Genomic DNA, 4,109 nt, shown 5'->3' with positions numbered 1-4,109 from the left:
ACAGCGTAAGGTTGTGATCGACTAATTCATAACCATGCTCTTCTGCAATTTCATGCTGACGCCTTTCAATAACAGGGTCTAGAAACTCAATAACTTTACCGCTTTCGGTATCGACCATATGGTCATGATGATCATCTTTCGCCAACTCGAATACCGCATGTCCACCCTCAAAGTTATGACGCAAGACCAGACCGGCAGCCTCAAACTGGGTAAGTACACGATAAACGGTCGCCAAACCTACATCATCACCCGATTCCAATAAAGCCTTATAGACATCTTCCGCACTCATATGGTGCTCATCAGCTTCTTCCAAAAGCCCCAATACTTTTAATCGTGGTAAGGTAACTTTCAAACCAACTTTTTTTAACTCTGAGTTGTCTGGCATGATTTATTTGTAATCCTATTCACAGCGTTTGCACGAATCAGGTATCATGCCTCGCTATAATGTTAGTTTCTTCTTTACAACATACTTTGCTTGCGTTTCGCCTATCTTCATAAAGATCAGCCGAAAACATTGTAAAGCAAAGATAATGGAATTCAAAAATTAGATGCAAAAGTTTTTAATTATTATTCTCACCGCTTTAAGCATAAGCGCCTGTAGCTTTCCTGGCGTTTTCAAAATCAATGTCCAGCAAGGCAACATCATCACCCAAGACATGCTCGACACATTAAAAGCAGGTATGACTAAAAAACAGGTTCACTTCGTATTAGGTGCTCCCGTTCTAGACAACACCTTCGATACAGAACTCGAAAACTACGTATACACCTATCAAGTTGCGGGCGGTGAAATCGAGAAACAAACCATAAAAGTCTACTATAGCCAAGGCGTGTACCAACGCTACGAAGGCACACTACTTGAGAGCAACCCAGCATATTAAGCGCTCTATTTAGTCTTTCTTTGCCGCCCGATTTAAGCGAGCCTGTTTAGGGTCGATCATTAATGGGCGGTAAATTTCAATACGATCCCCTTCTTTCAGCTCCTGCTCCAGTGGTTTACGAACCGCTTTACCAAATATTCCCATATCGGCCTTATCGAAATCTATCTCAGGAAAAACCTTATCAATTCCCGAGTTTTTTGCCCCATCAAAAACGTTGGTACCCGGCTTCACCTCGACTGTTAGTATTTTCTGCTTATCAGGCGCGGCATAGGCAACTTCTATTTGGATCATATTTTCCATTATTTACGTTTCCTTAACGATATAATTGATTTGCACGTTCACAGAACGCATCAACCATCGAGTTAGCTGCCTGATTAAATACCTTGGCAAAGGCCATTTTTGCCAAATTTTGTTTAATCTCAAAATCGAGCGTAAGTTCAACCTTACAAGCTCCTTCTTTCAGGTGAATAAATTCCCAGGCGCCTTTTAAATAGCTGAAAGGTCCCTCCACCAGGCTCATAATAATTCTGCCATCTTCAGACAAGTCGTTACGCGTGGTAAACGACTGCTTCAGCGCGCCCTTTTGAACCTCAATGCTCGCCAACATATACTCCGATTCAGACTCCAAGACCTGCGAGCTTGAACACCAAGGAAGAAACTGCGAGTAAGCCGCCACATCATTTACCAGTGCACTCATACGCTCAGCAGAGTGCATAACCAAGGCACTACGATTAATACTTAAAGACATTCACATCACCCTAAACTATCTTACCTCTATTGTACCCGCCAAGACCGTGGTCGCCTAGCCTCAATAAAAACACGCAACATAAATTTTCAGAAGGCTGGCACAAATGACTGAAACATGGTGTAGAATGGTTCATTTTTATAGCCCTAGAAACGTTTAGGTCTATTTGTACGAGATAGTGATAACAATAGATATATGGCCAAGAAAAAACCAAAACAACTGCCAGGCACCATTGCTCTCAATAAGAAAGCTAAACACGACTACCATATTGAAGAAAAGTTCGAAGCCGGACTCGCTCTAACAGGGTGGGAAGTCAAAAGCTTAAGAGAAGGCAAAGCTCAGCTTACGGATTCACACGTATTCCTAAAAAACGGTGAAGCCTGGCTTCTTAACGTCTATATCACACCGCTAACGTCAGCGTGCACTCACGTTATCGCTGAACCAACGCGCCAACGAAAGCTATTGCTACATAAAAAAGAAATCGCAAAGATAAATGCCAAAATGAACCAAGCTGGACACACCTGTGTTGCATTGGCGCTTTATTGGAAAGGAAACCACATCAAATGCGAGATAGCACTGGCCAAAGGTAAGAAAGATCACGATAAACGAGATGCCGAGAAGAACCGTGACTGGGATCGCCAGAAAGCACGTATTGTTCGAGAACACGTAAAATAAATAGGCTTGCCTTGTATTCCCAACAAGCGCCCCTATATAATGACTAACAATTAAATTACGGCATAAGCGACAGTTGCTAAAACACTGGCCGGGACTCGACGTAGTCGAAGCCAAACGCTTAATCTTGGTAAAAGTTACGGGGACGACATGGGCTTATGCCTGTTTTGTCTCAAATTGAAAGCCAATTTCTTGGCCTTCAAAAGGCATAAGCGACAGCGGCTCCGCCCGCTGGCCGGGACTCGACGCAGTCGAAGCCAGACGCTTAATCTTGGTAAAAGTTACGGGGACGACATGGCTTCGACGCTGGTAACAAAACCAAAGGTGCATGCCGAGTGTATAGTGGCACTCGTACTCCAATCGCTATAACTCATAGTTGCAAATGATGACAACTACGGTGCTCAACTAGCTGCGTAAGCAGTGAAAAAGCACTTTTAGGGCTACGGCCCTAACGGTCTTTAGCAAGGTGCCTGTATCGCGCTAATGACTGTCACTCAGAACAGGATCGCCAAGCGGCTTACTCAGGGTCGTTTCGTTAAACTTTACTGAGCTCGCCAACCACGTCCTGCCCGTTGGGCTGTGGAAGGTTAAACTAATTAACGGATTCTAAGCATGTAGAGCCGATGGCAGAGTGCTGACGGACGCGGGTTCAATTCCCGCCGTCTCCACCAAAAGCTGGTTCATCAAGAACCAATAAAGTAGGGAAGTAACCATAAGTTTAGCATTTGCTAAAATTATGGTTCACAGGGAAGCATAAGTTTGGCAACAACCGGACAAATGCAACCCTTTCTAGACTGAAAAAGCTCATTGAATCATAGCGTTATGATTCAATGAGCTTTACTTTTTAATATCTATGATTTGCGAACCTTTTTTTAATCGTTCGACCCGCCCTCAATAAGCATTTCTGATTTGTAAACCTGAAGAAACAGAGCTAACTCATTATTCTTAGTAGATTTAAACCAGAAAGGATCGTGCACTGAGCCCGCATAAATAACAACAATTAGAAATAAATAACATACCAAAGCCAATGCCAAGGGCCGATTAGTTCCAAGAGCTCCCATAGCAAACAGCAGAGATACGATAAAAGAAGACACACTCCATAAGGAAAACAAGAAACACAGATAGACCTTGTTGATATTCCAGCTTCGTAGATACCAAAATTTGAACAGCCTCAAATTGCGTGTGCGCTGCGAAGATTGTCATCACGAGCGTTTGGTCGCTTTCAGCTGCAAACGGCGTGGTTTCTGCCCTAGTTGTGGCGCTCGGCGGATGGCGGAGAGTGCCGCACTTTTGGTGGATGAAGTATTTCCCGCAGAGCCTATTCGCCAATGGGTGCTGAATTTTCCTTTCCAGTTGCGCTTTTTGCTGGACCGTTACCCGGAGCTGATGGGCAAGGTCTTGAGCATCGTTTACCGTACACTCTCAACTGTTCTGCGCAACTAAATCAGGACACTTTTCTTAAAGAGTTTTCGTACTCGATTGGCGACATATCTTCGTTAGAAGTATGGAGCCGCTCTAAGTTGTAATAACGCATGTAGTCAGCCACATCATTTCTCATATGCTCTCTCGTTGGCTGGGGCACTTTCAAAACCCAGTCATGCTTTAAGCTTCCAAAGAACCGCACCACAACAGAGTTATCCCAGCAAGCACCTACATCCCCCATGCTAGCTCTGATGCCATAATTACTCAGCAGTGTGCGATAACGCTTGCTGGTATACTGCGAACCTCTGTCACTATGAAACACCAAGCCTTTAGGAGGCTGGCGCAGATTATATGCCCTGATCATAGCTCGACTAACCAAGTCAGTAGTCATA

Annotated in this window: 6 protein-coding genes, 1 other RNA gene and 1 pseudogene; 4 read left to right on the top strand and 4 right to left on the bottom strand. The window is 44.1% G+C overall.

The genetic code is table 11. The features are described 5' to 3' along the window. Nucleotides 1–388 (bottom strand): ferric iron uptake transcriptional regulator (fur, locus tag A3756_RS13860; protein WP_197481312.1); only part of this gene is annotated, 388 nt, incomplete at its 3' end. Nucleotides 389–548: 160 nt separating this feature from the next. Between fur and A3756_RS13855 the strand changes: the two genes are divergently transcribed. Next, the gene (locus A3756_RS13855) at nucleotides 549–878 is read left to right on the top strand and encodes an outer membrane protein assembly factor BamE (RefSeq protein WP_068514039.1); all 330 of its coding nucleotides are present in this window, start codon (nucleotides 549–551) and stop codon (nucleotides 876–878) included. 9 nt (nucleotides 879–887) lie between these two features. Here the strand turns inward: A3756_RS13855 and A3756_RS13850 are convergent, their stop codons facing one another. Both A3756_RS13850 and A3756_RS13845 read right to left on the bottom strand, forming a co-directional pair. Beyond that, on the bottom strand, nucleotides 888–1,178 hold the full coding sequence (locus A3756_RS13850) for an RnfH family protein (RefSeq protein ID WP_082865264.1): 291 nt from the start codon (nucleotides 1,176–1,178) through the stop codon (nucleotides 888–890). 13 nt (nucleotides 1,179–1,191) lie between these two features. Next, nucleotides 1,192–1,626 (bottom strand): type II toxin-antitoxin system RatA family toxin, encoded by a 435-nt coding sequence (locus tag A3756_RS13845; RefSeq protein ID WP_068553707.1) that lies wholly within the window; start codon nucleotides 1,624–1,626, stop codon nucleotides 1,192–1,194. A 192-nt stretch (nucleotides 1,627–1,818) separates the two neighbouring features. Between A3756_RS13845 and smpB the strand changes: the two genes are divergently transcribed. The 3 genes and pseudogenes from smpB to A3756_RS26120 form a co-directional block, all read left to right on the top strand. Beyond that, nucleotides 1,819–2,298, top strand: coding sequence for an SsrA-binding protein SmpB (gene smpB, locus A3756_RS13840; RefSeq protein WP_068514034.1), 480 nt, complete (start codon nucleotides 1,819–1,821; stop codon nucleotides 2,296–2,298). Between the two features lie 282 nt (nucleotides 2,299–2,580). Next, nucleotides 2,581–2,966: a transfer-messenger RNA gene (gene ssrA, locus A3756_RS13835) on the top strand. A 505-nt stretch (nucleotides 2,967–3,471) separates the two neighbouring features. Then, nucleotides 3,472–3,792 (top strand): annotated as a pseudogene (locus A3756_RS26120) (transposase zinc-binding domain-containing protein); the annotation flags it as partial. On the opposite strand, the gene A3756_RS13825 reads toward A3756_RS26120, so the two are convergent. Further along, nucleotides 3,740–4,109: integrase core domain-containing protein (locus A3756_RS13825; protein ID WP_156490472.1), on the bottom strand; the 370-nt coding region annotated here is incomplete at its 5' end. The pseudogene A3756_RS26120 and the gene A3756_RS13825 sit on opposite strands and share 53 nt — an antisense overlap.

The organism is Oleiphilus sp. HI0086, from assembly GCF_001635225.1.
Note: the sequence above shows the minus strand (reverse complement) of the source record. Positions and strands in the feature narration are given on the sequence as shown.

Coding starts and splice junctions, on each gene's coding strand:
- A3756_RS13845 (WP_068553707.1), bottom strand. CDS start 1,626: ATGTCTTTAAGTATTAATCGTAGTGCCTTGGTTATGCACTCTGCTGAG.
- A3756_RS13850 (WP_082865264.1), bottom strand. CDS start 1,178: ATGGAAAATATGATCCAAATAGAAGTTGCCTATGCCGCGCCTGATAAG.
- A3756_RS13855 (WP_068514039.1), top strand. CDS start 549: ATGCAAAAGTTTTTAATTATTATTCTCACCGCTTTAAGCATAAGCGCC.
- smpB (WP_068514034.1), top strand. CDS start 1,819: ATGGCCAAGAAAAAACCAAAACAACTGCCAGGCACCATTGCTCTCAAT.